The sequence below is a fragment of the Halomonas sp. HMF6819 genome, from assembly GCF_044335525.1.
Lineage (GTDB): Bacteria > Pseudomonadota > Gammaproteobacteria > Pseudomonadales > Halomonadaceae > Vreelandella.
This window is the reverse complement of the sequence record NZ_JBIQVY010000001.1, coordinates 685,033-711,078: the sequence shown is the minus strand read 5'-3', so window position 1 is coordinate 711,078 and position 26,046 is coordinate 685,033. Positions and strand designations below refer to the sequence as shown.

Sequence of the window (26,046 nt, the reverse complement as noted above, 5' to 3'; positions counted from 1 at the left end):
GTGCTTATGGAAAAGGAGCGCTGATGCTCGGCTTGCTGCATGGAACTTGGTCTTATCGCCAGTTCATAATTGATTCGATCCGTAACGATTTCGCCAACCGTTTTGCCAGAAGCCGGTGGGGCTTCGTATGGATGGTCGCGCAACCGCTCGCAATGGTGCTCGTATACGCACTGATTCTTTCGGAAATACTAGCGGCACGTTTGCCAGGTATCGAAAACCAGTATGCCTACGCGATCTATCTTTCCGCCGGTTTTCTGGTCTGGACACTATTTTTCGAACTGCTGACCCGTACACTAACGCTTTTCATAGACAATGCGAACCTGATCAAGAAAATGCGCTTTCCACGCATAGCGCTGCCGTTGATCGTAGTCGGGACAGGTATAATCAACAACGGCATTTTGTTCGTCGCCATTTTAGGCGTATTTGCAGCATTGGGCCATTTAGGCGGCAGCGAGCTACTGTGGATATTCCCAATGACGCTTCTCACCGCCTTACTGGCGCTGGGGTTTGGTTTGATATTGGGCGTACTCAATGTGTTTATACGTGATGTCGGCCAGTTCGTCACAATCGTACTTCAGTTCTGGTTCTGGTTGACCCCGATCGTCTACCCGCTGGTAATCGTGCCCGAAGAGTATCGCTATCTGCTCCAGTACAACCCTCTCTTCCCCATCGTGAATGCTTATCAGAATATTCTGGTTTACGGCCAGTCTCCCGACTTGGCTACCCTGATACCCATCGCTTTGCTTGCCATCGGCCTGCTGGTTGTAGGGCTTTTATTGTTTCGTAAAGCCTCACCGGAAATGACAGACGCGCTTTGAAGGCACTTCGACAAGCCAAGGGTAGAAAAATGGACGCAAACTATTTAATGGAAGTCAGCGGTGTCGGCAAGGCGTATAGCCGCTATCGCTCTGAATGGCACCGTGTAGCCAGCTGGTTCATGCCTGTTAAAGCCAGTCAGCAAACGTGGATTTTACAGCATATCAACTTCTCGGTACGCCCCGGCGAAGCCTTGGGAATCGTCGGTCAAAATGGCGCTGGTAAAAGTACCTTGCTCAAGATGATCACAGGCACCTTGGCTCCCACGCACGGCCGAATTGAGGTGCGAGGGCGAATTGCCGCCATTCTAGAACTGGGTATGGGATTCAACCCTGAATTCTCTGGCCGACACAATGCCCGTTATACCGCAAGTTTGATGGGATTCGATGCAGAGCAAATCGATGCCATGATGCCGCGCGTAGAAGAATTTGCTGAAATTGGTGACTACTTCGACAAGCCCGTACGTACCTACTCTAGCGGCATGCAAATGCGCGTAGCGTTTGCAGTGGCAACGGCAGAGCGGCCCGATGTACTTATAGTGGATGAAGCGCTTTCGGTAGGCGATAGCTACTTTCAGCACAAAAGTTATGACCGTATTCGAGAGTTTCAAGCGCAGGGAACATCGCTCTTGCTGGTATCGCACGACCCTAGCCTGGTTCAGGGTTTGTGTGATCGAGCGGTACTGCTTGAAAAAGGTGCGATCATCAAGGATGGGCCACCTGGCGACGTAATGGATTACTATAATGCCCTGATCGCCGAAAAAGAGAACAGTTCGGTTGAGATCCGATCTACCGAAGACGGCAAGTCGCAAACCATCTCTGGTTCGGGCGAAGCGCGTATTAGTGAGGCAGGGCTTTTTAATCTCCAGAATAAACCGATCGAATACGTTCGTGTCGATGAAGAAGTTGAACTACGCGCTCGGGTGTCGATCAACAGCTCGCTACCCAGTCTGGTATTTGGCTACTTGATCAAGGACCGTTTGGGGCAGCACGTTTTTGGTACCAACACTTGGCACCAGCATCAGGTTATCGAGAATGCGCGCGAGGGCGAAGTGATCGATTATTCCATCGCGTTCCCAGTGAAGTTAGGGCCTGGGAGTTATTCGATCTCTTTATCGGTGCATGCCGATGATAGTCATGTGAGCGCCAATTATCACTGGTGGGATCATGCGGTCGTCTTTGATGTCGTGAATGAACGACATCCTTACTTCATCGGCGTGTGCCATCTCCCCACGACGATCAAGGCTCAGCGTCATACCCCATAATGATCGGCCCAAGCCACCGCTTCACGCGTTAAGGATACCGTTATGCAAGACGACTTTTACCTGAGATTCGAAGAGCGCTTTCGCGGCGCCCCCGAAGAAATCAAGCAGCGCTTGAGCGCTTACTTGCCGACGACGGCTCAGGTGCAAGCTTTCTATCCTGGTGGCCTGGCCATCGATGTCGGTTGTGGGCGCGGCGAGTGGCTGGAGTTGATGCAAGACCAAGGCTTCGAAGTGCTGGGCATCGACACCAATGCCGATATGGTGGAAAGCTGTCATGCAAAGGCTCTCAACGCTGAATGCGCGGACGCGTTTGAAAAGCTTGCGGCCTTCGAAAGCGAAAGCGTCGCACTGGTATCGGGGTTTCATATAGCCGAGCATCTTCCCTTCGATACGCTCATGGGGTTAATGCAGGAAGCGCATCGCGTTCTCAAACCTGGCGGGCTGCTTATTCTAGAGACACCGAATCCGGAAAATCTCAACGTGGGGCTGTGGACTTTCTACATGGACCCCACCCATCGCCATCCGCTCCCGCCTCTACTGTTACAGTTTTTGGGGGAGGAAGCCGGGTTTGCCGAGAACCATATTCTCAAGCTCAACGGCCCAAAAGAGCCCGAGAACAATGGTTCTCCGTTGGATAGGGTAGCTTGGTCACTAAGCGCTCACCCGGACTACGGTCTAGTGGCACAAAAACAGAGAACGCCCCAGCAGGCAGAGCTAATTGCTCATCTAACGCGTAACGATCTGGAGCGCCCTCTTCAGCAAATCAATATCGAGCTGGAGCAATTGCAGCGAGAGTGGGAGGAGCTCAAGCAGGAGAGCGAACGTTATAGGGCAGAAAACGCTCGCCTGGAAGAGCAGCGTAAAGCGGAAAGCAGCCAGCACGAAAATCAGTTAAAAGCTGAGGAAGACGCCGCCAAGGCAAGGATCGCCATGGTAGAAGGGCATTATCACGCTGCTCGCCAACAGCTTCACGAAACTCAGTCACGCCTGCAGGACTTGGAGATTCGAGCCGACAAGATTTATCACCAGCTGCTGGCAACCCATGAAAGTCTCTCATGGCGCCTGACGATGCCCCTACGTTTTAGCGCCCGAGTGGTGCGCAAGGGGCCGGGTAAACTCAAGGCGATGATCATTAAAGTGCTGCGCCTACTAATCAAACTGATGATTCGTGTGCCTGGCCTTCAAAAGTCTGGGCAAAGGCTTCTCGACCGTGTGCCTAGACTTCGTCGCTTTAAGGACAAGCTGCAGGGGAACGTCACCAGCGCTCATCCCGCCAGTGGACAGGCAATTCATCAAAACGAGCAGCGCAACCGTATTACGAACGATCTGTCTCAACGCTTAAGCGTTCGTCCGGAGCACGAGCAGGAGGGTGAACGCTAATGCACTTGGTGTTGGATTTAGGACATTACTATCCTCGCTATCTCGACCGTGCCCTCGCATTGATCGATGATCTCAAAGAGAATTTTCCCACGGTAAGTGTATTCGTACACCTGCTGGATTGCGAAAAAGGGCACGGTGTCGACGCCATCGACGCGCGCCAACGCTTGGGGCAGCACGTGAGCGACGGGCATATCCGCGTGACACCCTTCCCCGCTAGCCGATGGGCAGTAAAAGATGCCCCGGCATTTGAAAAGCAGTTACAGCGCAGGCTCGTAGCGCGCATCAGCGACTTTGCCATCGAGCCGCTATCGCCCAGCGCAGTAGTGCGATTAGTACCGGAAGACCAGCAAAGCGGGGCAGTATTTACTGATGGAATGACATTCGAAAGTGGCTTTCCCGATCTGACGTTGGATCCGGATAGCGCTGCCTCTGGCGCCGGTAAACATCGGCTTTACGAGTGGCTCGAGGAACTCGTGAAGTCGGTGCCATCGACTCAAGTGGGCAGCCCGGCCAAGCCCCGCTTGGCCTTCGTATCACCGTTGCCGCCGCTACAAACCGGTATCGCCGATTACAGTGTCGAGCTGCTAGAAGCGCTCGAGGCTCACTACACGATCACGCTAATCGTCGAGCAGGTGCGCGTCGAGCCCGAAAGCCTGGCGCGCCGCTTTGCCATCCGCGACAGCCAGTGGTTCATGGCGCATGGAGACACGTTCGATCGTGTGCTCTACCACTGGGGGAATTCCCAGCACCATACCCACATGCTTGCGCTACTGGACCGGCATCCAGGCTGTGTCGTTTTGCACGATTTCTTTAGTGGCGATGCCATCAAGCATATCGCCGACCAGCAAGGCGATTTCGCCCAAGTACTCTACGCCGCTCATGGTTATCCGGCCATCGCCGAGTACACGCAGAGTAGCACGCATGTTCAGCTGGAAAAGACGCTGCGCCACTACCCCTTGAACCATCCCGTTGTCTCCCGTGCGACCGGCGTTCTGGTTCATTCACAGTACGCCTTGAACCTCGCGCGTCAGTGGTATCCCGAGCACCAACTCGATGATTGGCAACACGTTCCGTTTTTACGCTTGTTGCCCGATGGTGACGAGTCGCGCATCGCGCGTCGGCAGTCGGCGCGCGAAAAGCTCGGTATTGCTCAGAACGAGTTCGTGGTGTGTACCTTTGGGCTAATTACGCCGAATAAGTGCACACAGCAGCTATTCGACGCATTTACCGAAAGCGACCTGGCCCAAAAAAGCCATGTGCGTCTCGTGGCCGTCGGAGGCTATGGCCATGACGCCTACCAGCGACAAATACAGCAGTGGCTTAAAACGTATTCCCAAGTGGCCAGCGTAGAAGTCACCGGCTACGCCGATGCAGAAACATACCGGCACTATCTGCAGGCGGCCGATATCGGTGTCCAGCTACGCGCTAACTCCCGAGGCGAAACCTCCGCAGCGGTATTTGATTGCCTCGCCGCAGGCCTGCCCATGATCGCCAATGCCCATGGCTCGGTCGCTGAGCTGCCGACCGAAGTAGCCTGTTTGATTCCCGACGAAGTCGAGGTAACGACACTTCGAGAAGCGCTCGAAACGCTCTATCACGACGGGAATTACCGCCAAAAGCTGAGCGAGGCTGGTCAGCGCTATGTTCGTCAGGAGCACGGACCTGAGGCGGTGGGGCAGGCCTACGCAAAGGCGATCGAACAGCTACACCATCAAAGCCGGTTAGGGCGCTATCGCACGCTATTGAACGATCTATCGCGCCTGGAGCAACAGGAAGGGCAGCTGCTTTATCGTCAGGCCGATCTTCATGCGCTTTCCGAAGCAATCGACATTGCTCAGCCCACCATACATGGCCCGCGACTGCTGATCGATGTCTCCAATATCGCCAATCACGATCTGCGCACCGGTATCGAGCGCGTGACGCGCAACCTGTGCGAAATTTTTCTCAATACGCCGCCTGAGAACTATCGGGTAGAGCTAGTGAGAAGTTTGGGCGGCGAATGGTATTACGCGCGCGCCTACGCGGCAGAGCGTCTGGGCCTCGAGCCGGTACTTGGCGGTGACGAACCCTGTACCCCGCGCCAAGGCGACATCTATCTATCGCTGGAGTGGTCGCCGCCAGTGTTGGCGAATACCTTCACCCGTTTTCAGGCTATGCGTGCGCTAGGAGTAAAACTTTACTTCACCGTGTTCGACGCGCTGCCGATGCAATTTCCCCAGCACTTCCCGGACTTCGTGGAAGGTACCTACGAAGATTGGTTGTCTCGGGTGCTGATGCTGGCCGACGGCCTGTGCTGTATTTCCGCCGCCGTTGCTGATGACATTCGCGTTTGCGCCTATCAGCTGCCCGAACCATTGCGCCCCAAGGGCGAATTACCCCATTTGGGGCATTTTCACTTGGGGGCCGACTTCACTGCTCGCGCCGCAAGTCAAGGGCTAAGGCCGCAAGACCACGTGACGCTTGAAAAACTGGAGGGCGAAACACCCGTATTGCTCATGGTCGGTACGCTCGAACCTCGCAAAGGCCACGCCCTGGTTATTAGCGCCATGGAACACTTGTGGCAGCGGGGTAGCCACGCACGGCTGGTCATCGTGGGTAAGCTTGGCTGGAAGATGGATGCCATGGCCAAACGGCTCAATGACCACGCCGAGCGGGGACAGCGGCTATTTTGGATCGAAGGCGCCAGTGACGACATGTTGGCCGAGCTTTATCGGACCAGCAGCGCACTCGTGGCCGCCTCGGAAGGCGAAGGCTTTGGGTTACCACTGATCGAAGCCGCTCAGCGCGGTATTCCCATCATCGCCCGAGACATTCCGGTATTCAGAGAGGTTGCAGGCGAGCACGCCAGTTTCTTCAGCGCCGCCGACAGCGAAGGGCTGGCCGAGGAGTTGCAGGAATGGTTCGACACCTACCAGTTAGGGCAAGTGCCCAGCGTTGACGACATGCCTTGGCTAAGTTGGGAGCAAAGCGCAGAGCAGCTACTGGATCAGGTTCTGCCCGTCAGGCATGACTAGACGCCAGTGTTTCGCAAGACAGGGGCGCTCATAATGTAGCCCGCTTGAGGTCGTTGTCCGACGTTTAACAAGCGCAGGGCCCGCTCGCTAGCCACCGCAAAAGCGTCTTTTATCGCCACGGGGGCTACTTGCGGGCACGCTGAACAAATGGCAGCGCAAAATCGACGCGGATGACGATTCGGGTTGACACCGTAGGCCATCTCGCCACAATACCCCCCTTTATCCACTGCTCGACGCGAGCGGTTCGCACCACTACAGAAAGGAAGAGCGTCATGAACGCGATCGTGACAGGTATTACTGGCCAGGACGGCGCTTATCTCGCCGAATTACTGCTCGAAAAGGGTTACACCGTTTACGGCACGTACCGCCGTACCAGCTCCGTCAACTTCTGGCGCATCGAAGAGCTGGGTATTCAGGATCACCCCAATCTCCACCTGGTCGAATACGATCTAACCGATCTATCTTCCAGCATTCGCCTGGTACAGCAGTGCAAGCCGCGCGAAATTTATAACCTCGCTGCACAAAGCTTCGTTGGCGTATCGTTCGACCAGCCGCTGACCACCGCAGAAATCACCGGTCTGGGAGCGGTGAACCTGCTCGAAGCCATTCGCATCGTGGATAGCTCGATCCGCTTTTATCAGGCGTCTACGTCTGAAATGTTCGGCAAGGTGCAGGAAGTACCGCAAACCGAAGCCACGCCGTTCTACCCGCGCAGCCCCTACGGTGTCGCCAAGCTTTATGCCCACTGGATGACGATCAACTACCGCGAGTCCTACGACATCTTCGCCACCAGCGGCATTCTGTTCAATCACGAATCACCGCTGCGCGGGCGTGAGTTCGTGACGCGCAAGATTACCGATGGCGTGGCGCGCATCAAGCTGGGCAAGCAGGAGCGCCTGGAGCTTGGCAACCTGGACGCCAAACGTGACTGGGGCTTCGCTAAGGAGTACGTAGAAGGCATGTGGCGCATGCTACAAGCCGACACACCGGATACCTACGTGCTTGCGACCAACCGCACCGAAACCGTGCGTGACTTCGTTACCTTGGCATTCAAGGCCGCTGATATCGAGCTGCGCTGGGAAGGCGAGGGCGAAAACGAGTTCGCCATCGACACCGCCTCGGGTAACAAGGTCGTCGTCATCAACCCACGCTTCTACCGCCCGGCAGAAGTAGAGCTTTTGATCGGCAGCCCCGACAAAGCCACCAAAGAGCTGGGATGGAAGCCCGCTACCACGCTGGAAGAGCTCTGCCGCATGATGGTCGAAGCCGACCTCGAGCGGGTTGCTGCCGGTACCGGCGCCTAACGTCACACTAGAAAGGGAAGTCGTATGGCCACACCGTCGCCCCGTATTGCGGTTCTATTGCCGTGTCGTAACGAAGCTGCCGCTATCGTTCAGGTGATCGAGCAGTTTCAGGCAGCACTGCCGGAAGCCACCGTTTACGTGTTCGATAACGCCTCTACCGACAGCACGGTCGAATTGGCCGCCCAGGCAGGGGCACGCGTTTATCATGTGAACAAGCCCGGTAAAGGTAACGTCGTACGGCGAATGTTTGCCGATGTTGACGCCGATATCTACGTACTGGCCGACGGTGATGCTACCTATCACGCGCCCAGCGCCCCCGAGCTGATCGAAAAGCTCTGCGAAGGGAGCTACGACATGGTGGTCGGCACGCGCGTACATGAAGACCAGGAGGCTTATCGAAGCGGTCACCAGTTTGGCAATAAAATGCTGACCGGCGTGGCCCAGCGGATCTTCGGAGGCAGTTTTTCGGACATGCTCTCGGGCTACCGCGTATTCTCCCGCCGCTTCGTCAAGTCGTTTCCGGCGCTGGCGCAAGGGTTCGAAATCGAAACCGAACTCACCGTGCACGCTCTTGAATTGCGTATGCCCTGCGCCGAGCAGGCCACACCCTACGGCGCAAGGCTCGATGGCAGCGAGAGCAAGCTCAGCACCTACCGCGACGGTTTTCGTATCCTGCGCACGCTCGTCAAACTGTATGCCAGCGAAAGGCCGCTGTGGTGCTACACGGGTCTGGCGGCGCTTTTTGCCCTGTTGGCTGCCATTCTCGTTGTACCGGTTCTGATGACTTATCTGGATACCGGGCTGGTACCGCGCTTTCCCTCGCTGATTACCGGTATGGGGCTGGGCCTGTTGGCCGGGCTGTCGTTGACCACCGGCGCCGTGCTCGATACGGTCACCCGGGGGCGGCACGAGCTCAAGCGGCTTCACTACCTGGCCGTACCGCCACCGCCGGAATACCCCTGGGGTGAAACGCAGGCTCATGCCGGCTCATGGCCGAGGCACGCAGCGTCAAGGCCAGGCCAGGCTGAACCCGGCGATAACGGCGCGCCTTCTGTATGAGTATCTGGCGTGAAAGCGCCGGGTTCGCCATTGTGGGAACGGTCGGTTTCCTGGTCGATGCCGGTGTGGTCACGCTGTTGGCCGCCGCCGGCGCCGGGCCTTGGTGGGCCAGGGCGGCCTCCTTTTTAGCCGCTGTCGCCACCACTTGGCAGCTCAACCGCCGCTTTACCTTCAAGCACCGCGACATGCGCCATACCCAAAAGCGTAGTTTCGGCCACTATGTCGCCGCCTGCCTGGTAGGAGGCGGATTGAATTTGGGCACCTACGCGCTGCTGGTGGCGCAGATGCCACTGTTCGAGCGCTATTTGTTTTTAGCGGTCGCGGCGGGCTCGGTGGCGGGCATGGGGGCCAACTTCCTGCTCGCGCGTTACTGGATCTTTGGAGGGCAGAGTGCCCAACGCTGATGTTCCCTCATGGCGGCTTTTCCGGTCACCGCTAGCTTTTCTTTTCCAAGCACCCTTAAAAGCGCGTCATCACCTACTCATCATGGCCATGTTCGGAGCCATCGCGGCCGCCGGCAGCCTGCGGCTGGGGGCAGACGCCAACTGGGATTTGCGCAACTATCACCTCTATAACCCTTGGGCGCTGTTGCACGACCGCTGGCAGGCCGACATGGGATGGAACGTGCAGTGGTTCTTGAACCCGCTGCCGCAACTGCCTTACTACGCGCTCGTTCGCCTCTGGCCGGATGACCTGAGACCGGTGACGGCCCTGATGGGGATTCCAGGCGCACTGGTGGCTTGGGCCTTACTGCTTCTCTACCGCGAGTTGCACCGGCACTTTGAGTTGCCCACACCGCTGCTGACACTAGCCTGGGGGCTCTCTTGTACAGGGGCGGTCACGCTGGGGGAACTGGGCACGACCTTCAACGACCTGTCGGTGGCGTTCATCGTACTACTGGGGGTTTGCTGCGTTTTACGCGGGCTGCGCGAAGGCGACGATCAGCGCTGGCCGGCACTGGGGTTTTTCGCGTTCGGCGCAGCCATGGGGCTCAAGATCACTTTTGGGCTTTTCGTGCTGGGCCCGGCGCTGGCCTGGTTTATGACACGCCCGCGTTTTCATGCCCTATGGCCCGGGGCGATGGCCGCGACGCTCGGGCTGCTGCTCACCGGTGGCTGGTGGTTTGTGCTACTGCAGCTGCGCTTCGATAGCCCGCTGTTTCCCTTTTTTAACGATCTGTTCCATTCGCCCTGGTGGATACCCATCAACGAGCGCGACCCGCGTTTCGACCCCAATGGCGTGCTGCAATGGCTGTTCTACCCGTTCTACTGGTGGCGTGCCAATATACTGGTCAGCGAAGTACCGTTTGCCGATGGCCGAGTGTCGCTGGGGCTTCTGGCCGCGCTGGCCGCGCTATGGCCCTGGCGAGGTGTTAGCGTCCAACAGCGTCGTACCTTGCGCTTCATGGCGGTGATGATGCTCTTGACCTACCTGCTCTGGCTCAAGCAGTTCGCCATTTATCGTTATATGCTGCCGCTGGAGATGCTCTCACCTTGGCTGTTGTTGGCGCTTGGAGCGGCCGCGTCTCAACGCCGGGCAGGGCAGGGGGCACCGTTGTCGCTGTGGCTGTCGAGCGCGGCGGTCGCGCTATTATTGATTATTACGACCCAACCACCCAATTGGGGGCGGGTATCGCCACTGGGCGAAAGCTTGCTCGCGGTGGAAAGCCCGGTCGATACTCGCAAGGCGCTGGTCGTGGTCGCTCAAGGCGACCCGCCGCTGGGCTATTTGGCGGCGGCGCTGCCCACACCGCGCCACTTCGTCAGCGCTCATCATAATTTGCATGCCGATACGCGAACCGGTCAGCGCGCCCGCGCGCTGCTGGCTGAAAACCGCGAGCGCTACTGGGTGACGCCCGGCCCGGTCACCGCCGATGGCCCGCGCGGCCTGGCCGCCTGTTTTGGCCTACAGCTTCAAGTAGAGCAGTGTCAGCGGGTTCAAAGCAGCGACATATCGCTGCCCTCATTGATGATCTGCCCGTTGGCCGACCACCCCCACCCACCGCCACCCACCGAGGTATGTCCATGACCACTACGCTGGTAACCGGCGCCGCCGGCTTCACGGGCCGCTGGATGATCGAGGCGCTTAACCGCAAAGGGCATCGTGTCGTTGCCGCGGTGCGTACCCCCGAGGTAGAAACTGCCGCCGAGCGCACGCTGACGGCCGATCTCGATGACCCTAACGCCGTGAGCGCGCTGGTAGCCGAGGCCAACCCCGATTATGTCGTTCATCTGGCGGCTCTATCGTTCGTGGGCCACGCCGACCCGGCTGCTTTTTACCGGGTCAACGTGTTGGGCACCGAGCACCTTTTGAAAGCGCTGACCGCGCAGCCCACGCCGCCCAAGCGTGTGTTGATCGCCAGCAGCGCCAACGTCTACGGCGATACCGATCAAAGCGTGATCGACGAGCGTCAGAGCCCCGCACCGGTCAATCATTACGCCTGCTCGAAGCTTGCCATGGAGCACATGGCGCGTACCTTCCGCCAGCGTTTGCCGCTGGTGATCGCTAGGCCCTTCAACTACACCGGCCCCGGTCAGGACACGCGCTTTCTGATTCCGAAGATCGTCGACCATTTTGCTCGCGGCTGCCGCGAAATAGAGCTGGGCAATACCCACGTCAGCCGTGATTTTTCCGATGTGCGCGATGTCGTTAATGCCTATCTGGGGCTGCTCGATGCCCCCTGGGCACCGGAGCACAGCGGCGAAGTCGTCAACGTATGCTCCGGTGTAGCGACCCCACTCGACGAGCTGATTGGGCACATTAACCGTTTGGCAGGGTACGAGATCGACGTAAAAGTTAATCCGGCTTTCGTGCGCGCCAACGAAATCAAGAGCCTGCGCGGTAGCAGCGAACGCCTGGAGCAGCGCTTGGGTACCCCCCGCCAACGCATCCCGCTCACCCAAACCCTGAGCGACATGCTCAAGCGCGAAAGCGCCCTCAACGGCTAAAAAAAGCCATCCCCTCGAGCTATTTCCAGTAGCTCTATGCGTGCCATTAAATAAAAAAATATGTGTGCACGAACGCGAAGCTTTGACTACCTTGGGTAAGAGTGTAACGGGGCGCGGTCCCCGTTCACTCATCGGTAACAAAACGCTGCGATGTTTGCACACTCGTGCCGTTGACACTCAGTGTTCGAGAACTAATGATGCATGGCTGGTGCTCAAAAACCTTAGGGATGGTACGAAAGTCTTAAACAGAGCGGCGGCCATTAAGCAAGCGAGCCAGCGGATATATCATCCGACAACGCTTGTGACCCGTTGACTTTTAAGGCAACACCGACCTAAAGTGTCATCAGTTTTTGTTAGGCTGTTGATGTGTATGCATGAGGCAGCCGCCCAAGTAGCGCGCCAACAGGTCTACTCAAACCGATCACCTTGAGCGCTCAAGGTAATTCGAGGGAATCGGCAGTCAAAAAACGCCGGTGATCTTACTCAGCAAGGAGACTATAGTCCCATGGAAAACATGACTTCCGCACAACTCGCACAACTGCTGTATGTTGCCTACTATGGCCGCCCGGCTGACCAGTCTGGCCTGGACTTCTGGACCGACCGCATCGATGAAGTAGGCGTTCAGGGCATCGCCGCCGATTTCGGCGCCTCTGCTGAATTCGACGCGCGCTTTGGCGATTCCGGTAGCCTGACCCTGATCAACAACCTGTACCAGCAGCTGTTCGGCCGCGACGCGGAAACCGAAGGCCTGCAGTACTGGCAAAACGTTCTGTCCAACGGCACGCCGCTGGCACAGATCGCTTATGAAATCGCCAATGGCGCACAGGGCGGCGACATGACCGGCCTGATGAACAAGGTCACCCTGGCCAACCAATTCACCGCCGCAGTAGCCGCCGGTGGTATCGCCTACGAAGGCGAAGCCGCTGCCAACTATGGCCGTGACTTCTTGGCGTCCATCAACGAAAACACCAACGTTGATAGCTACGACATCCAAGCCGTTGTGAACGGTATCGAGTCTGGCAATCTGCCGGTCGACACCGCTGATCTGCGTGCCGCGCTGCAAGACCTGCGTGAAGCTGAAGAAAGCCTGTCTGACTTCCTGCAAGGTGCTCTTGATAACGAAGATGTTGTTGACGCACTTGCTACTGGTGTAACTGTTGAATCTGCTACTGATGTAGAAATCATCGCTGCAATTACAGCAGCGGAAGATGCCGCTTCTGCAGACCTTCAAGACAACTTTGGTCTGACAGGTTTTACCGCTGCTGGCGCAAACACCAAAACCGGTCTGATCAACGATGGGCTCGCTGCACGCGAAGAAACCCTCGAGAATGCTCAGCAAGCCGTAACTGATGCCTATGCCGTCATCGACACTATTCCTGGCCTTCGCGCTGCCGTAGATGCTTACTACGCGGCAGTTGAAGCTAGTGCCGAAGCAGACGAAGCGCTGGTTGAAGCCACTGCAGTAGCTGATGGCGCAGCAGTGACCTTTGCTGGACGCAGCGCTAATTACTCTGTAAGTGACATTACTTATCAAGATGCAGCTGATCTGGATACTACTGACCGTGCTGCAGCCGAGCAGGTAAGTATCAACACTACTCCTGTTCTTGAATTAGTAGACGGACAGTACGTTGTTGTAGACGGTATTGATGCAGCTTCTTACCCGGGCTTGGCAACCTTCCAAGCGGCTCTGCAGGCTGAAAAGGAAGCCTTTGTAGCTGCTGACGAGGCTGCAACTGCCGAAACTCAAGCAGAGACTGATCTGGACAATGAGCTAGGTGCTGCCAATCTGACTCAGGCTCAAATTGACGCTCTGGATGCCGAGCTTGGATCGAATGCTTCAGATACGGCTGCATCACTGACATTTGTGCTTGATGGTCGCGAAGGTGATGTTGAAACTGCTGAAGAAGCTTTGGCCGCTTACAATGAAGCCGTTGCCGACTGGCAAGCGACTGCTGAAATTGAAGCTCAGTACACTGAGCTTGCGGATGCGGTCACTGCCGCAGAAGAGTTCATCACCGATTCCGAAGAAGATGGTGGTCTTGGCTTCAACCTGATCACTGGTCTGGGCGCAGCCACTGACGCAAACGATGTTTATCTCTTCGAAGATAACGCTGGGACCACCACTGACGTTGCTAACTTCGGTGATTCTGGCATCGATCGCATCTACTTCGGCCCGGATTACCAGCTGGTTGAGCTGGCTGAAGGCGAAACCACTGCCGCCAACCGCGTTGGTTCTTCCAGCGCGCTGGAAATCTTCTGGAGCCAGGACGGTGACAACCTGCAGCTCTTCATTGAAGAAGTGGCTACCTCTGGTAACGCGACCAGCGATGACGAAATCACCCAGATCACCCTGACCGGTGTGAACGGTGACGACGTCAGCTTCACCAGCGGCTTCCTGGCTGCCGGTACTGCTGAAATCGCCTAAGGCGAGCGCCTTGGATATCGCGTAACCGCGATAGACGATGTGTGAATAACCCCCGGTCTCGGCCGGGGGTTTTTTTATTGCCCGCGCGAAATATCGTGGGCAGGGCAGCTTCGTCGATTCCTGTCGATTACCCCTTTTCAATTGAACTCTGATCGCCTTTGGGCGTCCTTCACGCCGGGCTTTTCAATGCCTGTGGGACGTGTCAGGCTGATCGCTCTTTAATCCATTCGGAGGCCGTATGGCGAACCCGTTGATCGTTAGCCCTACCACCTGCCAGGGGCTTTCCTGGTTTCCGCCCGTGGACGTGCGCTTCGCCGCCGGCGAGCCCTTGATCCCGCTGCACGCCGGCGAGCTCTCCAACGCCGCGGCCACCATGCCGCTGGCCGCAGTGAAAGTGGAGCGCCAGTGGCGCTTGGTGGGCGTGTGCGGCACCAGCCAGGGCCACAACCTGTTCGTGCGCGACGGCAAGTGGCTGGGCGTTTACACCCCGCAGTGGCTCAAGACCTGGCCGCTGGAAATCGTCGAGATCGGCGAGAAGGGCGTGCTCTCCATCGACCGCGACAGCGGCGTGCTGGGCAGCGGCGACGACCACGGCGAGGCATTTTTTGACGATGCCGGCCGCCCCCAAGCGGGCCTGGCGGAAAAGGCCGAGCGGTTGAAGGCGAATTTCCCCCGTCAGCGCGCCACCCAAAAGGCGCTCGACGCCCTGGCCCAGGCCGGTGTCTTCACCCCGTGGCCGGAAAGCGTGACCGCCCCCCTGGGCCTGACGCTTGACGGGCTTCACATGATCGATGAGCGGGCACTGGCGAACCTGTCTGACGAGGCGTATCTCACCCTGCGCCGCGCCCAGGCGCTACCGATCGCCTACGCGCTGAACCTGTCGCTGGCACAAACCCACCTGCTCACGCGGCTATCGCGCGTCAATGCCCCTGCCGGCGAGCCGCCAGAGAACCTGGATCATGTGTTCGGCGAAGATGACGACGACCTCACTTTCGATTTCGATAGCTAAATATGGGCGTTTGAAAGAGCAGGGCGCAGGAAAAAGGGCAAGCCAATGGCTTGCCCTTGTCGCTCCTAGCGGTTGTTAATCACAATCATCAACCGCCAAAAGTGATCGCGCTGCCGTCCCAGTTAATGTCGATGTCCTTGCCTACCAGAATGATATGCATATCAGCGATATCGTCGAACTGGCCCTTTTCGTCGGCAATGTCTACGAAGATACGGGTAGCGTCCTGCACATCGTCACCTTGCCAGTTAGTGACCAGTGCGTTCTTTTCATAGCGGATTGAAAGTCCCAGCGTACCCGCTTCGACGTTGGAGGCGTTGGCGGAGCCGCTGCTGAAGAACTGCACGCTGTCCGCGTTCTGAAACTGGATCTTGTCGCCCAGGTAGAAATTGTTGATGTAGTCCCGCGTGTTGCTATTGGTACCGGACTCACTGATCAACTCAGCGCGTGAAGCGCCTTCGTAAAGGAAGAGATCGGCATTGGCACCGCCGTACATGTCATCACCACCCTGGCCGCCAACGATCCGCTCGGTGCCGCGGTTCGTCCATCCAGAGATGGTATCGACACCTGAATCATCAGCGAAAATCACATCGCGCCCCTCGCCGCCGTACAGGTAGTCGATTCCCGTGCCACCGCGAATGGTATCGTTGCCGTTGCCACCGTACACGGTATCGTTGTCGGCACCGGCGTTGATATTGTCACTGCCGCTACCGCCGTAGATGGTGTCGAAGCCGCTACCGCCAGTCAGCGTGTTGCTACCGCCCACGCCGTAAAGGGTGTCATTACCGTCACCGCCATCGATCGTGTCGTTGCCCAGGGTGCCATGGATAATCTGGTTACCCACACTGCCTGTCACCTCTATGTGGTCACTACCCTTGAGTAAACCGAAAATGTCGTGGAAGTTGGAGGTGCTATTGTTTTGCGCTGCGTGAATATCCGCTGCGCTACCCGTGACGACGCGCCCATCGGCATTTTGAATCGAGGGGTCCGCCGTGGCGGCGTTGGTATACTGGTTGATATCGTCTTTGACCGTGTACGTTGTTTTGGTCGCAGTGATCGCTTCATCGGCAAACACCGCGTCGACCCCATCCCACAAGGTTTTCGCCGTAGCGACATCGGGCTGATCAGTGACGTAGATATGCTTGATCAGGGAGTCTCCCACAAAACCGTCAGCGGTGTTGCCCAGTATGAACACGTTACTATTATCAAGAGCGGTCACAATGGCGGCCGCGAAATCCGACACGTAGACGGCGTAGCTCAGTTTATCCGTGAGTGCGTTCTGGGTAACGAACGTCGTTATGTCGCTGGCCGTATCGTATAAGTTGCCGATGCTGGTCGTACCGCTATTGGTGAAATCGACCAGTGTTTGCGCCTGTGAAATATCGTACAGCGGGGTGTAGTTGACCAGGTTGGTCGCGCTATTGATGACCGCTTCGGCGACGCCGGTAATATTCGCGTAGTAATCGCTAACGCTGTACACCGTATCGACGCCTGCGCGAATTGCGTAAAGCTGGCCCGCCGTGGCGGCTGAAACGCTATTTGTGGCAGTGATGGTGGTTGCCTGGTCAACTGCGGCGCGGGTGTTGTCGGCGGTAGCTAGAATGGCCGATGCGTTGTCGGTCACGCTGTAGGTTGCGGTATTGTCGCGATCATAAATGATACGCGCCTGGGAGACGGGCGCGTCGGTATTGGCCGTAACGCTGGTCGCGCCGGTGACTATATCGGCCACCCCCGTGGCACCGCTGCTTAACGCGGCGCTTGAGTCCAGCAGGGTATAGGTCAAATCACTCAGTTCAAGCTTGGTGTCGTCGGCGGCTTTAACGTTGGTCATCGCTAGCAGCGCTTGAATATCGGCTACGGTGCGCGCGCCCAGGTCGTAATCGGAGAGTTTGATACTTTGCGCGCCCGCGACCAGGTTAGCCGCGCTTACGGCCGCAAGGTGGGCGTAGCTATCCAGCAGGGAGTACGTCAGGGCGCCGTCACCGTTGGCCATATCGATCAGAGCAACGTCAGCAATGGTTGCCGCGCCGTCCACGGTGACGCTCGTACCGGCCGTAATGTAGGCGTGGGCAACATCATTACCATCGCCGTCTTTGTCGAGCAGGTGTGCAATCGTATCTGCCAGATCGTTGGCGATGACGGTCGTGGATGGGGCGTCGATAGCGCTATAAATGCTGTCCAGGCCCGCGATATCGATGGCGTCCGTCACGACGATCGTTTTTGCTTGTTGGAGAAACGACGCCGAATCTACATCGGTGATATTGGCAGCCGTATCGGTAATGACCAGCGCGGTCGCGGCGTTTACCGTGCTTTCACTCGCGGTCGTAAGGTTCGCGATAGAATCGGACAGAAGCAGCGCACCGGCGTTTTGTATGGCGGTAGCCGAGCCGTACTGCGCCACCGTCATGCTCAGTTCGCCGCTTTCAGCGATTTGATATACGTCGATAGCGTCCAGGGTGGGGTTGGCCGTGATATCGACCGAGCCTGTTACCGTCGCAGTCACCGTCAGGTGAGAATCTACTCCGCTCAGGTTCACTTCTTTTTCAAGATCGGAAATCGACAACTGTCCGGTGCCATTAATGATGGCGTTGCTTATCAGCGCGGCGCTTGTCGAAAGGGTCGCCGCGCCTAGATCGATACCGTTTACACCCAAGTACGATAGTTTGGCGGTTAGCTCACCGCGAGTAAACGTCAGCTCGTCTTCATGGATTCCAGCGGTTAGCGAAATAGGGCCGGTTTGCGTACCGCCAAACACGATCAGGCCACTCGAGGCGACCTCAGCGGTGAACGTCAGCGCTGCGGGCGGGGGCGTCGCGCCGCCGCCATCGCTCGGTGGCGTGACTGGGGTTTCCGGCAGCAGCGTTTTGACGACTGGAGCGGCGTCACGCAGTACCACGCTGGCGGGGTTCTGTTCGGTCACCAGCTTTAGGTAATTCTGCCCAATGCCGACCCCGCGATCGCTGGAGTAAGCGGCGATTTCTTCTGGGGTATCCAGCTCGCGGGTGAACGCGTTCGCTACCTGGGTACGGCCTTCGAAAACCGCGCGGTCACCGCCTTGGGCGCCAATGCTGATTTGCAGGGCAATTTCGGCGAGCGTTTTTTGGCCGCTGGTAATCAGGTTGACGTGAAACGCCAGGCCTTCGTCTTCGGCGTCCCGGCCGAATAGCTGCTGATACAAATTGTTCACCGCCTGAGCCGGTGAGTTGTTGCCAAAACGATTCGTGTACTCGGCAGAGGTGCCAAACGCATTAATGATACTGGTCATGTCACCTTCGGACTGATCCAAAAGTGTCGCCCAAAAATCGAGCCCCGAGGGGTCGGCCGGTCGGCCGTAATAGGCTACGTAAAGCGATTGAATGGTATTGAGCGATGTTTGCGTTGGCATTCTCTGTTTTCCACTTGAATTGAGGGTTTAACGTTCTCGCAAGGGTTGCTGTAATTCTTTTTTTGGTTCTTTCGTTTTTGCGAGAACTAGATTTATAGTCCTTTTTGTAGAGAAATATCGTTAGATAACCTCGGTATTTGTGGTGCATTTCGAGGTTTTAATCTTGAACAAAAAAAGCCATTCTTATGAATGGCTTTATAGAAAGGTGGCAATCAATCGTTGGAGGAAAATTCAATAACGACGGGGGGAGCCCACTCATCGAGCCATGCGATGCCTTCTTGCACCAGCGTTATTTTGAGACGCTTACCTGCGACCTGGGCTTTAGGTAGGTCGATCGGAAGCTCGATCTGCTCCCCCGGCAGTAGCGTAGTGATGTGTTGGCGTATGAAATCCGGCGTGATGAGCTCATCCTCCTGAGAGTAAAGCCGCACGCCCAGGTTGATGGTGCTGGGCTGATCGACCACTAGCGCCGTATCGCCGACGTTTTCGATTCCCAGCCCGAAACGCCAAGTGTGCTCGTCGGCGCTATGAATATCGCTGTGTGTTAATTCGATGTCGAGCTGATCATTGGAGGGCGGCGCGTGATCTTTGACCTGCTCTAAGGCCTGTAGCGTCTGCGGCGCAAAAGGCGCGGTGTTCCACGTAAGCGCGCTCAGGTCGAATGCGCAAAGCCCCTCGCTCATGTCATGTTTGACGACGTAATCCCTGACTCTGAACCGGTAGCTGCCCTCGGGCAAATAGGCAAAATTCCAGCCCGGCGGGTTGAAGGTCGAGAACCCGTTGAGCGTACGAACGTTCCACCATTCTGCAAACAGCATCGCGGCCACGTTATGCGGGTAAAGATCGCCAAACAGGGTCGAGGTCGTAATGTGCTGGTCGCTTTCTCGTCGCTGCGTGACGAAAAAGGCGCGGCACGAGGCCGGCGGCGCTTGCGCCTCGCGCATGTCGTTTATGTAGGTTGCACGCGGCACCTCGGCGTTGTTTTCCAGTGATATTTGCTCAAGCACCAGTAGCGCCACCAACGGGACGACAACGGCCAGCGAGGCGTGTTTTTTGATCGAGGGAAGTGCCAAACTCCATAAAAGGCACAGGGGTAGCGCTAAAAAGATCGCATAGCGCGAAACCGCGCGCAGCCCGTTGGCACCGGGAATATAATTCCATACGCCCCACCAAAGGCTTGAGTCGCCCACCCTTACGATTAAGACCAGCCCTACGAGGGCGCTTAGCGCCATGCTTGCCCACAGGGCATGCCGGCGAGGATGACGAAAAAGTAGCCAAGTGGTGATCGCCAATGAACCTAGTAGAAACAGTGGTGGAAAGCCTACGAGTAGTTCGTAATTGTTCTCCGGGTTGAGGCCGTAATGTGTCTCGTATAGCGCCAGTAATTTACCCCATACGAGATTTTCTGCCCCTACGTTGAACAAGTTGGCGGGGGTCAATAGGAAAGTGATGACCGCCTCATAAGGCTGGCCGCCGGTTTCTTGTACTTTGGGGAGATAGACCCAAAGAAAGGGAACTACCGCGATAACACCCAATAGGGCTACGGCAAGTAACCGTTTGCCCCAGTAAAGGCTACAGCACCCTTTGATGGCGCTGTAGACCACCGGCATGGCCAGCAGGCTCGTCACTAAAAGTAGCGTCAGCGAAAAAAATGCAAAAAACCACGCCATATAGAAAGCAGTAAGTAGCCACATGGCGTAGAGCAAAACAGTCGCGATGGCGAACAGGATTCCCTGTAGGGTTTGGCGGCAATAGAAACGCTGCCATGTAGAGACCATCGACCAAGCCATGAGAGGCGCCAGGTTGATCGTGAGCAGTTGGACATGCTGAGACTGCAAGAAAGCACTTGAGGAGAGTGAAAAAATCGCCGCGCCCACCAACGATGACCAGTAAGGCAGGCGTAAGCAGCGATGTGCGAGTCCCCAAAAGGCAATGAATCCAACCCCTCTTAGTACCCATAGCGCCAGCTCCGCTGCCAAAAACGGGTCTGCGCCTACGCTTCGAAAAAGAGAGTGAAGAATGCCAAAGATCAGATAACCGTCGTTATAGCCAAGCGTATGCTCGTAGGGTGCGAAGTAGTTAACAGTTTCCCAGTAGGCACCGCCTTGAAAAACGTTCCACCAGTGTTCTATCAGGCTCGTGGCGATAACCCCATCAAGCTCATGCCCGGTGGTGACAGTGAATCCGGAGAGCAGCGGTTGGCGGTATACGACAAGAACGACTAGCAGGGCAAAGGCTATCAATATGGCTTTGCGAGACCGTGTCGTGGAGGGAAGGGTGTCGGTATGTATAAAAGGTAGGTGCATCAGGATTTCTTCGAAAATGAACTCGCGGCACTATACACTGATACCCACGTTTTTTGCAGGAGCGACGTTCAGAGCAACTCTTTAGCTAATCGTACTGAGGGAATTGGCTGCATAGTTGATAGGAACGCTTGGAAAAGGTTAATGGGAATACAATCTTCTGCTTAGTGTTTGATAGGCAAATGTTGAGAAAAAGAATCGAAGGTCGAAATCTGCCCCCGATACATAGGTATCGGGGGCATTTTCAGGAGGTAACCATTAGGTTAATGTTATCCGCTAACCTGATGGTTCATGCTACTTCGACTGAGTCGCTGTGAGTAGAAATGCCTGTGGTTTGAATAAGCTCCAGGGATAGTGAAATATGCGCTGCGTCATCGACCGGTTCAGCTTCCTCTCCTCCCAGTAAACCACCCAATAAACCATCCAGCAGACCACCGCCGCCATCCGCGTCATTATCGGTCACCGGGTCATTGTCACTTGGCGGAGTACCTAGCAAACCATCAAGAATACCGCCAATCACTCCTCCCACGTCGTCCACGACATCGCCGCTTTCGTCAAGCAATGACCCGAGCACGTCGCCTGTTTCATCAGTAACGCTGCCCAGGTTGTCGCCGAAGGTATTGCCGGCACCCGAGACGATGCTGTCGAGCACTTCTCCCACGCCACTAACTGTTTCACCCAAGGTCGGGTCGCTCATCTGGGGCGGATCCTGGGGCATGCTGGGGTTATCGGCCGGTGGAGGAATATCGTCTGCAACTTCTTCCAGGGTAGAATCGGGAGATTCACCGCTACCCGGCACGCCATTGGCTTGCTCCACGATGTCCTTGAAGCGTTCTAGCGACTCCTCGCGTTGATCGACGCTATTTAATACATCCGCCGCCGTGTCCGCGGCCTCAAGCTCCTGGTATGACTGAACTTGAACTTCCGTATCCAGCGACGCCGTGAAGTAATTGGCTGCTTCGAGTTTATTTTGAAACGCCATGGCGTCTCCGCCTTGGGCGCCGTTGAGTATTTCAAGCGCTGCGCTGGCGAGTGTAGCCCGCCCCTCGTTAAGCGCTGTCGTCCAGAAGGTTAATCCCTCAACTTCGGCGTCGCGTGAAAACATCTGTTGGTAAAGGTTGTTAACCATTTCAGCGGTCGAAAGTGAACCAAACCTCTCGTTAAATTCTGGCGAATTGCCGAAGTCATTTCTTATCGCGATCAATCCTCCACTACTCGATATTTGAGAGGCCCAGAACAGTAATCCCGAGGGATCTGCTGGGCGACCATAATATGCAACGTAAAACGACTGAGCCAAATTGAGTGCAACGGAGCTTTCCATAACGAATTCCTCAGTAGCTATTATTTGACCTACAAGTTTGAAGCTAAGGCCCGTCTTATAATTTTTCAAAAAATTGGTTTTCATTTATTTTACAAAGGTTTAATTATTGTACAATTTTTAAATGCTTGATATTTATTTAAAAAATCATTATGTAATAAAAATTTTATTCTTGTTATTAAATGTTTTATTGTTTAATGATGTTTAATTAAACGCGTTTGATAGCTGCCTTATTAAGAAAGATGTTGTCTATTTTAATTGATTTCTAAATGATATTTTTAGGTTTAAGTAGCTGATTTTAAATTTTAATTATGGTTGACTTCTATCCGGGGTAGCAGTGGGGGAAAAATATAATATTGAGTTTAATTAATTTAGTATATGCTTTTTGAATTAAAAATAATTTTATAGTAATGAAGTTAAGCTGCGAAAGATTATTGACTTTATGTTTTACGGTTAAGTGAGCGTCTTAGGCATTGTCGAGTATTAGCATATTAGATGCGCTTAATGTCTGCCAAATACAATGCCCCCTTATATGTAATCATTAGAAGTATCGATCATAAGCAATCAGATGAGCTTAACGACATTCAAGAGAGCGATATTTTTTGCCAGAACTGAATTGAATGGGCTCTTGTATGAGTAAGTGAGGCTCACTCATGATGCGCGCGTCCTTAAAACATGTGGTCAGCGGTTATTTGTATTCATGAATGACCTCGGCATAAGCGCTTTGGGGTGCTTGGGCATTCCAGGACGGTGGTTGGTGCGTTAGATCAATGGCGAGTGCAAGCAGAGGAGCCGTTGTGTCAGCTGTGCTACTATCCGAGCCCTTTGAGATCTTCGCAACATAGCGCTGAATCTGAAGCACGGTACATCACGGAAAATAGCACGTTGAGGGAAGCTGGATGCCTGCAGGTACGTTAGCACGTTATATAAGCGCGTGTGTATTTCTGATGGGGGCGCTGTCACTGATCGTTCCGTCAGGTTACTCGGTCGGCGCCGCGCTTTTATTGATTGCAAGCGGCTGCCTTTTGTCACGGCGCATTGGGTTTGCGCCACTCGGCCGCGAAGATAAATGGATTATCGCCGTTATGTGCCTTTATGGCGCCACGGTTGGAGTGCTTTCGTTGATCGAACTAGGACCGCGAGGCTTTGATCGACCTTCACGGTTTCTTCTGGCAGTACCGGTGCTTTTGTTGATCCTTCGCTGTCCGCCACGGCTTTCGTGGCTTTGGAGTGGCTTGGCGCTGGGTGCTATCGGCTCGGGTAGTTGGGCACTATGGCAAAATCTTGCGTTGGGTCAGGGACGGGCCGATGGGTTCATCTATGTTATTCAGTTCGGCAATTTGAGCATGTTACTGGGAGTTTTATGCCTGGCTGGGCTCGGCTGGGCATTTTCACAACAGGGCAAGGCTTTTTGGCTCTTGCTGCTGCTGGGGGGGGCGTTGCTGGGCATGTTGGGCTCGCTCTTGTCGGGTAGCCGCGGTGGATGGATCGGTCTGCCGTTCATTGCCTTCGTACTTTATCGCGGCTATGGCCAAGGGCTTTCGTTCAGGATTAAGTCGGCGGCAGTGTGCTTTGCGCTGGTGCTCGTCACCATCATGTATGTGACGCCTCAAACCGGGGTCCAACAGCGCGTTCATATGGGAATCACCGATGTAACCCAATACATCGGCGGGGGAGATCGTGACACTTCGTTAGGGCTTCGTTTTCAAATGTGGCGCGGCGCAGGTCAACTTATCAGTGAGCGCCCGCTATTAGGTTGGGGTGAAGATGGCTATGTTCAGGCGATGCAATCGCTTGGCGAACGTGGCGTAATCTCACCTGCAGCAACTCTGTTCGATCATGCGCACAATGAATTCATCGACGCTACTGCCAAGCGTGGCATGGTCGGCCTGTTACTATTATTGGCTCTGTATTTCGTACCTATTCGACTGTTTGCTCAAGGGGTTTCGCATCCGAATTACCGCGTTCGCTCGCTGGCCGTGGCAGGTACGCTGTTGCCGGTTGCTTATATCGATTTCGGGTTATCGCAAACCTTTTTGGCGCACAACAGTGGCGCGATGTTCTACGCCTTCTGGCTAGCCGTATGGTGGGGGACTTTTAGCGCTTATCGACGCCGATTCATCGAAGCAAGGACCTTCTCCGAGCCTTGAAGGCGGTTGTTTTCGGCTTTGTAAGTCTGGTTCTGCGCTTGAAAGTACGCTATAGCTGACGAGGCAGCTAGGCGACGGGGAATGTTTTTGCCAAAAGGGCCGAAGAGCTCGTAATAGCTGGCCTAAAACAGGGATAATAATGCTGGGAGGCATACGCGATGCTAACACCGACACAACAGTTACAGTCTTACTACTTGGCCCTTTTTGGTCGTGCCGCTGACCCCGCCGGCCTTACCTACTGGCAAGAGCAACTGGACAGTAGCGCGCTTACCCCTCAAGGGGTGCTGTTTTTTATGTTGCAGTCAGGGGAGTTTGTGACCGAGCAAAACGAGCTTTTCGATTCGAGCAATAGCGCGTGGATTAATGACATTTATCAGCGACTATTTGCTCGAGAGGCCGACGATGAAGGCATCAGCTATTGGGGCCAGTTAGCGGCCGAAGGTGCAACGCCTCAGGTGCTGCTTGAGGCCATCATGGCAGCAGCCAGCGCGACCGATCTGGAAGCCCTCGATGCCTATACGTCGGTGGCTCAGTTCTATTCCCAAAACGTGAGTGATGCGGACTACGACGCTGACCAGCCGCTGGTGCAGGACGGCTTTCGCAGCAACGAACAGCTTAACACCGACCTGCAGGCGCTCGACGCGCGCTTCGACACGCTGTCGCTGACCCAGGCGGGGGAGTCGATCGAAGGGCGCCCGCTCTTTGCTGCAAGCGTGGGTGATGGGCCGCGCAAGCTGATGATTGTGACCCAACAGCACGGTGACGAGCCGGTGGGCACCGAGGCCGCCATGCATTTTCTCGAGTGGCTAAGCGGTGACAGCGACGCCGCCGCGGCGATTCGTGAGCAGGTGAGCGTGACCGTAATGCCACGCGTCAACCCGGACGGCTTCGCGCGCTGGGAGCAGCTGGTCGCCGGTAATCTCGACCCGGAAACGACGCTGGATCCGCGCCGCAACGCCGCCGATATCGATCTCAACCGCACTTGGGACTCCTCTCAGCCGCTCGATGCCACCCAAGCGCCGGAAACCGCGGCGATCCGCGCCGTGCTGGCTGCTTTCGAGCCGGATATGTTGCTCGATTATCACAACCAGAATAACTACTTGAACGCCGCTGGTGAGCTTGAAACCCAGTCGGTTCTGTGGCCGACCAATGGCAACGTTGCACCGGGCATCATCGCCACCGCTCAGCAGGCTGCTCTGGCGCTTGCTCAGGGGCTCGAGGCATTCGACTATGGCTATCTGTCGCTTTTCCCCGGCGGCGACGCGGCGGATATTGGCCGCAACGGGATTGGACTCGATGGGACGCCGGTACTGCTGGTCGAGCAGCGCGGGCTCGAAGAGTTCGAACTCAAGGCGTTGGAAGGGCTCGAACTCGATTTTGACGCGGTGGCGAGCGCGCTGACCCTTGAAGGCATCTTGGGTATGCTGGGTATCGCGCGGGCACTTGGCAATGACGGCTTTGCCAGCCTGGACCCGGCGCTGGCGCTCGAGATTCCCGAGCGCGGCGAGCGTACCCCATTCGAAGAGCTTTACGGCGAAGAGATCGAGTGGGGGTTGGCCGCCACCGCGCTCGACGCGCCTGCCATGAACGAGCCGGTCACACCGCTGGCGCTGACCGGGGTGGCGGACGCCTCGATGGCGGAGTATCAGGTGGCCTAAGCCGTCTCACCGTTTT

The 26,046-nt window shown here is 56.0% G+C and carries 16 protein-coding genes; 13 read left to right on the top strand and 3 right to left on the bottom strand.

The annotated features are described in order from the left end of the window. Window positions 1-23 precede the first annotated feature (23 nt). The 11 genes from ACGLWX_RS03275 to ACGLWX_RS03225 all read left to right on the top strand — a co-directional run bounded on the left by ACGLWX_RS03275 (window position 24) and on the right by ACGLWX_RS03225 (window position 15,219). A complete protein-coding gene (locus tag ACGLWX_RS03275; protein WP_396237292.1) occupies window positions 24-818 on the top strand; it encodes an ABC transporter permease in 795 nt (264 codons plus the stop codon). Window positions 819-847: 29 nt separating this feature from the next. Next, window positions 848-2,080, top strand: coding sequence for an ABC transporter ATP-binding protein (locus ACGLWX_RS03270; RefSeq protein WP_396237290.1), 1,233 nt, complete (start codon window positions 848-850; stop codon window positions 2,078-2,080). A 42-nt stretch (window positions 2,081-2,122) separates the two neighbouring features. Next, the gene (locus ACGLWX_RS03265; protein WP_396237288.1) at window positions 2,123-3,460 is read left to right on the top strand and encodes a methyltransferase domain-containing protein; all 1,338 of its coding nucleotides are present in this window, start codon (window positions 2,123-2,125) and stop codon (window positions 3,458-3,460) included. Continuing rightward, entirely contained in the window at window positions 3,460-6,474 is a 3,015-nt protein-coding gene (locus ACGLWX_RS03260) for a glycosyltransferase (protein WP_396237286.1), read from the top strand. Before ACGLWX_RS03265 ends, ACGLWX_RS03260 begins: the two co-directional genes overlap by 1 nt. Before the next feature lie 272 nt (window positions 6,475-6,746). Continuing rightward, window positions 6,747-7,778 (top strand): GDP-mannose 4,6-dehydratase, encoded by a 1,032-nt coding sequence (gene gmd / locus ACGLWX_RS03255; RefSeq protein WP_396237284.1) that lies wholly within the window; start codon window positions 6,747-6,749, stop codon window positions 7,776-7,778. Between the two features lie 24 nt (window positions 7,779-7,802). Continuing rightward, complete coding sequence (locus ACGLWX_RS03250) at window positions 7,803-8,837, top strand: glycosyltransferase family 2 protein (RefSeq protein WP_396237282.1); 1,035 nt, start codon at window positions 7,803-7,805, stop codon at window positions 8,835-8,837. Further along, entirely contained in the window at window positions 8,834-9,241 is a 408-nt protein-coding gene (locus ACGLWX_RS03245) for a GtrA family protein (protein WP_396237280.1), read from the top strand. The genes ACGLWX_RS03250 and ACGLWX_RS03245 overlap by 4 nt, the downstream gene beginning before the upstream one ends. Window positions 9,242-9,323: 82 nt before the next feature. Then, entirely contained in the window at window positions 9,324-10,865 is a 1,542-nt protein-coding gene (locus tag ACGLWX_RS03240) for a hypothetical protein (RefSeq protein WP_396237278.1), read from the top strand. After that, entirely contained in the window at window positions 10,862-11,785 is a 924-nt protein-coding gene (locus tag ACGLWX_RS03235; RefSeq protein ID WP_396237276.1) for an NAD-dependent epimerase/dehydratase family protein, read from the top strand. The genes ACGLWX_RS03240 and ACGLWX_RS03235 overlap by 4 nt, the downstream gene beginning before the upstream one ends. Window positions 11,786-12,290: 505 nt before the next feature. Beyond that, entirely contained in the window at window positions 12,291-14,210 is a 1,920-nt protein-coding gene (locus tag ACGLWX_RS03230; RefSeq protein WP_396237274.1) for a DUF4214 domain-containing protein, read from the top strand. Between the two features lie 238 nt (window positions 14,211-14,448). Further along, window positions 14,449-15,219: a SapC family protein gene (locus ACGLWX_RS03225; protein ID WP_396237272.1), complete on the top strand. Its 771-nt coding sequence runs from the start codon at window positions 14,449-14,451 to the stop codon at window positions 15,217-15,219. Window positions 15,220-15,307: 88 nt separating this feature from the next. Here ACGLWX_RS03225 and ACGLWX_RS03220 read toward each other — a convergent pair whose 3' ends face one another. The 3 genes from ACGLWX_RS03220 to ACGLWX_RS03210 all read right to left on the bottom strand — a co-directional run bounded on the left by ACGLWX_RS03220 (window position 15,308) and on the right by ACGLWX_RS03210 (window position 22,225). Continuing rightward, on the bottom strand, window positions 15,308-18,502 hold the full coding sequence (locus ACGLWX_RS03220; protein WP_396237270.1) for a DUF4214 domain-containing protein: 3,195 nt from the start codon (window positions 18,500-18,502) through the stop codon (window positions 15,308-15,310). A gap of 311 nt (window positions 18,503-18,813) precedes the next feature. Next, a complete protein-coding gene (locus ACGLWX_RS03215; protein ID WP_396237268.1) occupies window positions 18,814-20,907 on the bottom strand; it encodes a hypothetical protein in 2,094 nt (697 codons plus the stop codon). Between the two features lie 286 nt (window positions 20,908-21,193). Further along, window positions 21,194-22,225, bottom strand: coding sequence for a DUF4214 domain-containing protein (locus tag ACGLWX_RS03210; protein WP_396237266.1), 1,032 nt, complete (start codon window positions 22,223-22,225; stop codon window positions 21,194-21,196). A gap of 896 nt (window positions 22,226-23,121) precedes the next feature. Between ACGLWX_RS03210 and ACGLWX_RS03205 the strand changes: the two genes are divergently transcribed. Continuing rightward, on the top strand, window positions 23,122-24,372 hold the full coding sequence (locus tag ACGLWX_RS03205; protein ID WP_396237265.1) for an O-antigen ligase family protein: 1,251 nt from the start codon (window positions 23,122-23,124) through the stop codon (window positions 24,370-24,372). A 158-nt stretch (window positions 24,373-24,530) separates the two neighbouring features. Then, a complete protein-coding gene (locus ACGLWX_RS03200; RefSeq protein ID WP_396237263.1) occupies window positions 24,531-26,030 on the top strand; it encodes a M14 family zinc carboxypeptidase in 1,500 nt (499 codons plus the stop codon). Window positions 26,031-26,046 lie beyond the last annotated feature (16 nt).

What these genes read in the sequence shown, in the direction of transcription:
- ACGLWX_RS03240 (WP_396237278.1), top strand. Translation starts at nt 9,324, where the DNA reads ATGGCCATGTTCGGAGCCATCGCGGCCGCCGGCAGCCTGCGGCTGGGG.
- ACGLWX_RS03245 (WP_396237280.1), top strand. Translation starts at nt 8,834, where the DNA reads ATGAGTATCTGGCGTGAAAGCGCCGGGTTCGCCATTGTGGGAACGGTC.
- ACGLWX_RS03250 (WP_396237282.1), top strand. Translation starts at nt 7,803, where the DNA reads ATGGCCACACCGTCGCCCCGTATTGCGGTTCTATTGCCGTGTCGTAAC.
- ACGLWX_RS03235 (WP_396237276.1), top strand. Translation starts at nt 10,862, where the DNA reads ATGACCACTACGCTGGTAACCGGCGCCGCCGGCTTCACGGGCCGCTGG.
- ACGLWX_RS03270 (WP_396237290.1), top strand. Translation starts at nt 848, where the DNA reads ATGGACGCAAACTATTTAATGGAAGTCAGCGGTGTCGGCAAGGCGTAT.
- ACGLWX_RS03200 (WP_396237263.1), top strand. Translation starts at nt 24,531, where the DNA reads ATGCTAACACCGACACAACAGTTACAGTCTTACTACTTGGCCCTTTTT.
- ACGLWX_RS03205 (WP_396237265.1), top strand. Translation starts at nt 23,122, where the DNA reads ATGCCTGCAGGTACGTTAGCACGTTATATAAGCGCGTGTGTATTTCTG.
- ACGLWX_RS03215 (WP_396237268.1), bottom strand. Translation starts at nt 20,907, where the DNA reads ATGCACCTACCTTTTATACATACCGACACCCTTCCCTCCACGACACGG.
- ACGLWX_RS03225 (WP_396237272.1), top strand. Translation starts at nt 14,449, where the DNA reads ATGGCGAACCCGTTGATCGTTAGCCCTACCACCTGCCAGGGGCTTTCC.
- gmd (WP_396237284.1), top strand. Translation starts at nt 6,747, where the DNA reads ATGAACGCGATCGTGACAGGTATTACTGGCCAGGACGGCGCTTATCTC.
- ACGLWX_RS03210 (WP_396237266.1), bottom strand. Translation starts at nt 22,225, where the DNA reads ATGGAAAGCTCCGTTGCACTCAATTTGGCTCAGTCGTTTTACGTTGCA.
- ACGLWX_RS03275 (WP_396237292.1), top strand. Translation starts at nt 24, where the DNA reads ATGCTCGGCTTGCTGCATGGAACTTGGTCTTATCGCCAGTTCATAATT.
- ACGLWX_RS03260 (WP_396237286.1), top strand. Translation starts at nt 3,460, where the DNA reads ATGCACTTGGTGTTGGATTTAGGACATTACTATCCTCGCTATCTCGAC.
- ACGLWX_RS03265 (WP_396237288.1), top strand. Translation starts at nt 2,123, where the DNA reads ATGCAAGACGACTTTTACCTGAGATTCGAAGAGCGCTTTCGCGGCGCC.
- ACGLWX_RS03230 (WP_396237274.1), top strand. Translation starts at nt 12,291, where the DNA reads ATGGAAAACATGACTTCCGCACAACTCGCACAACTGCTGTATGTTGCC.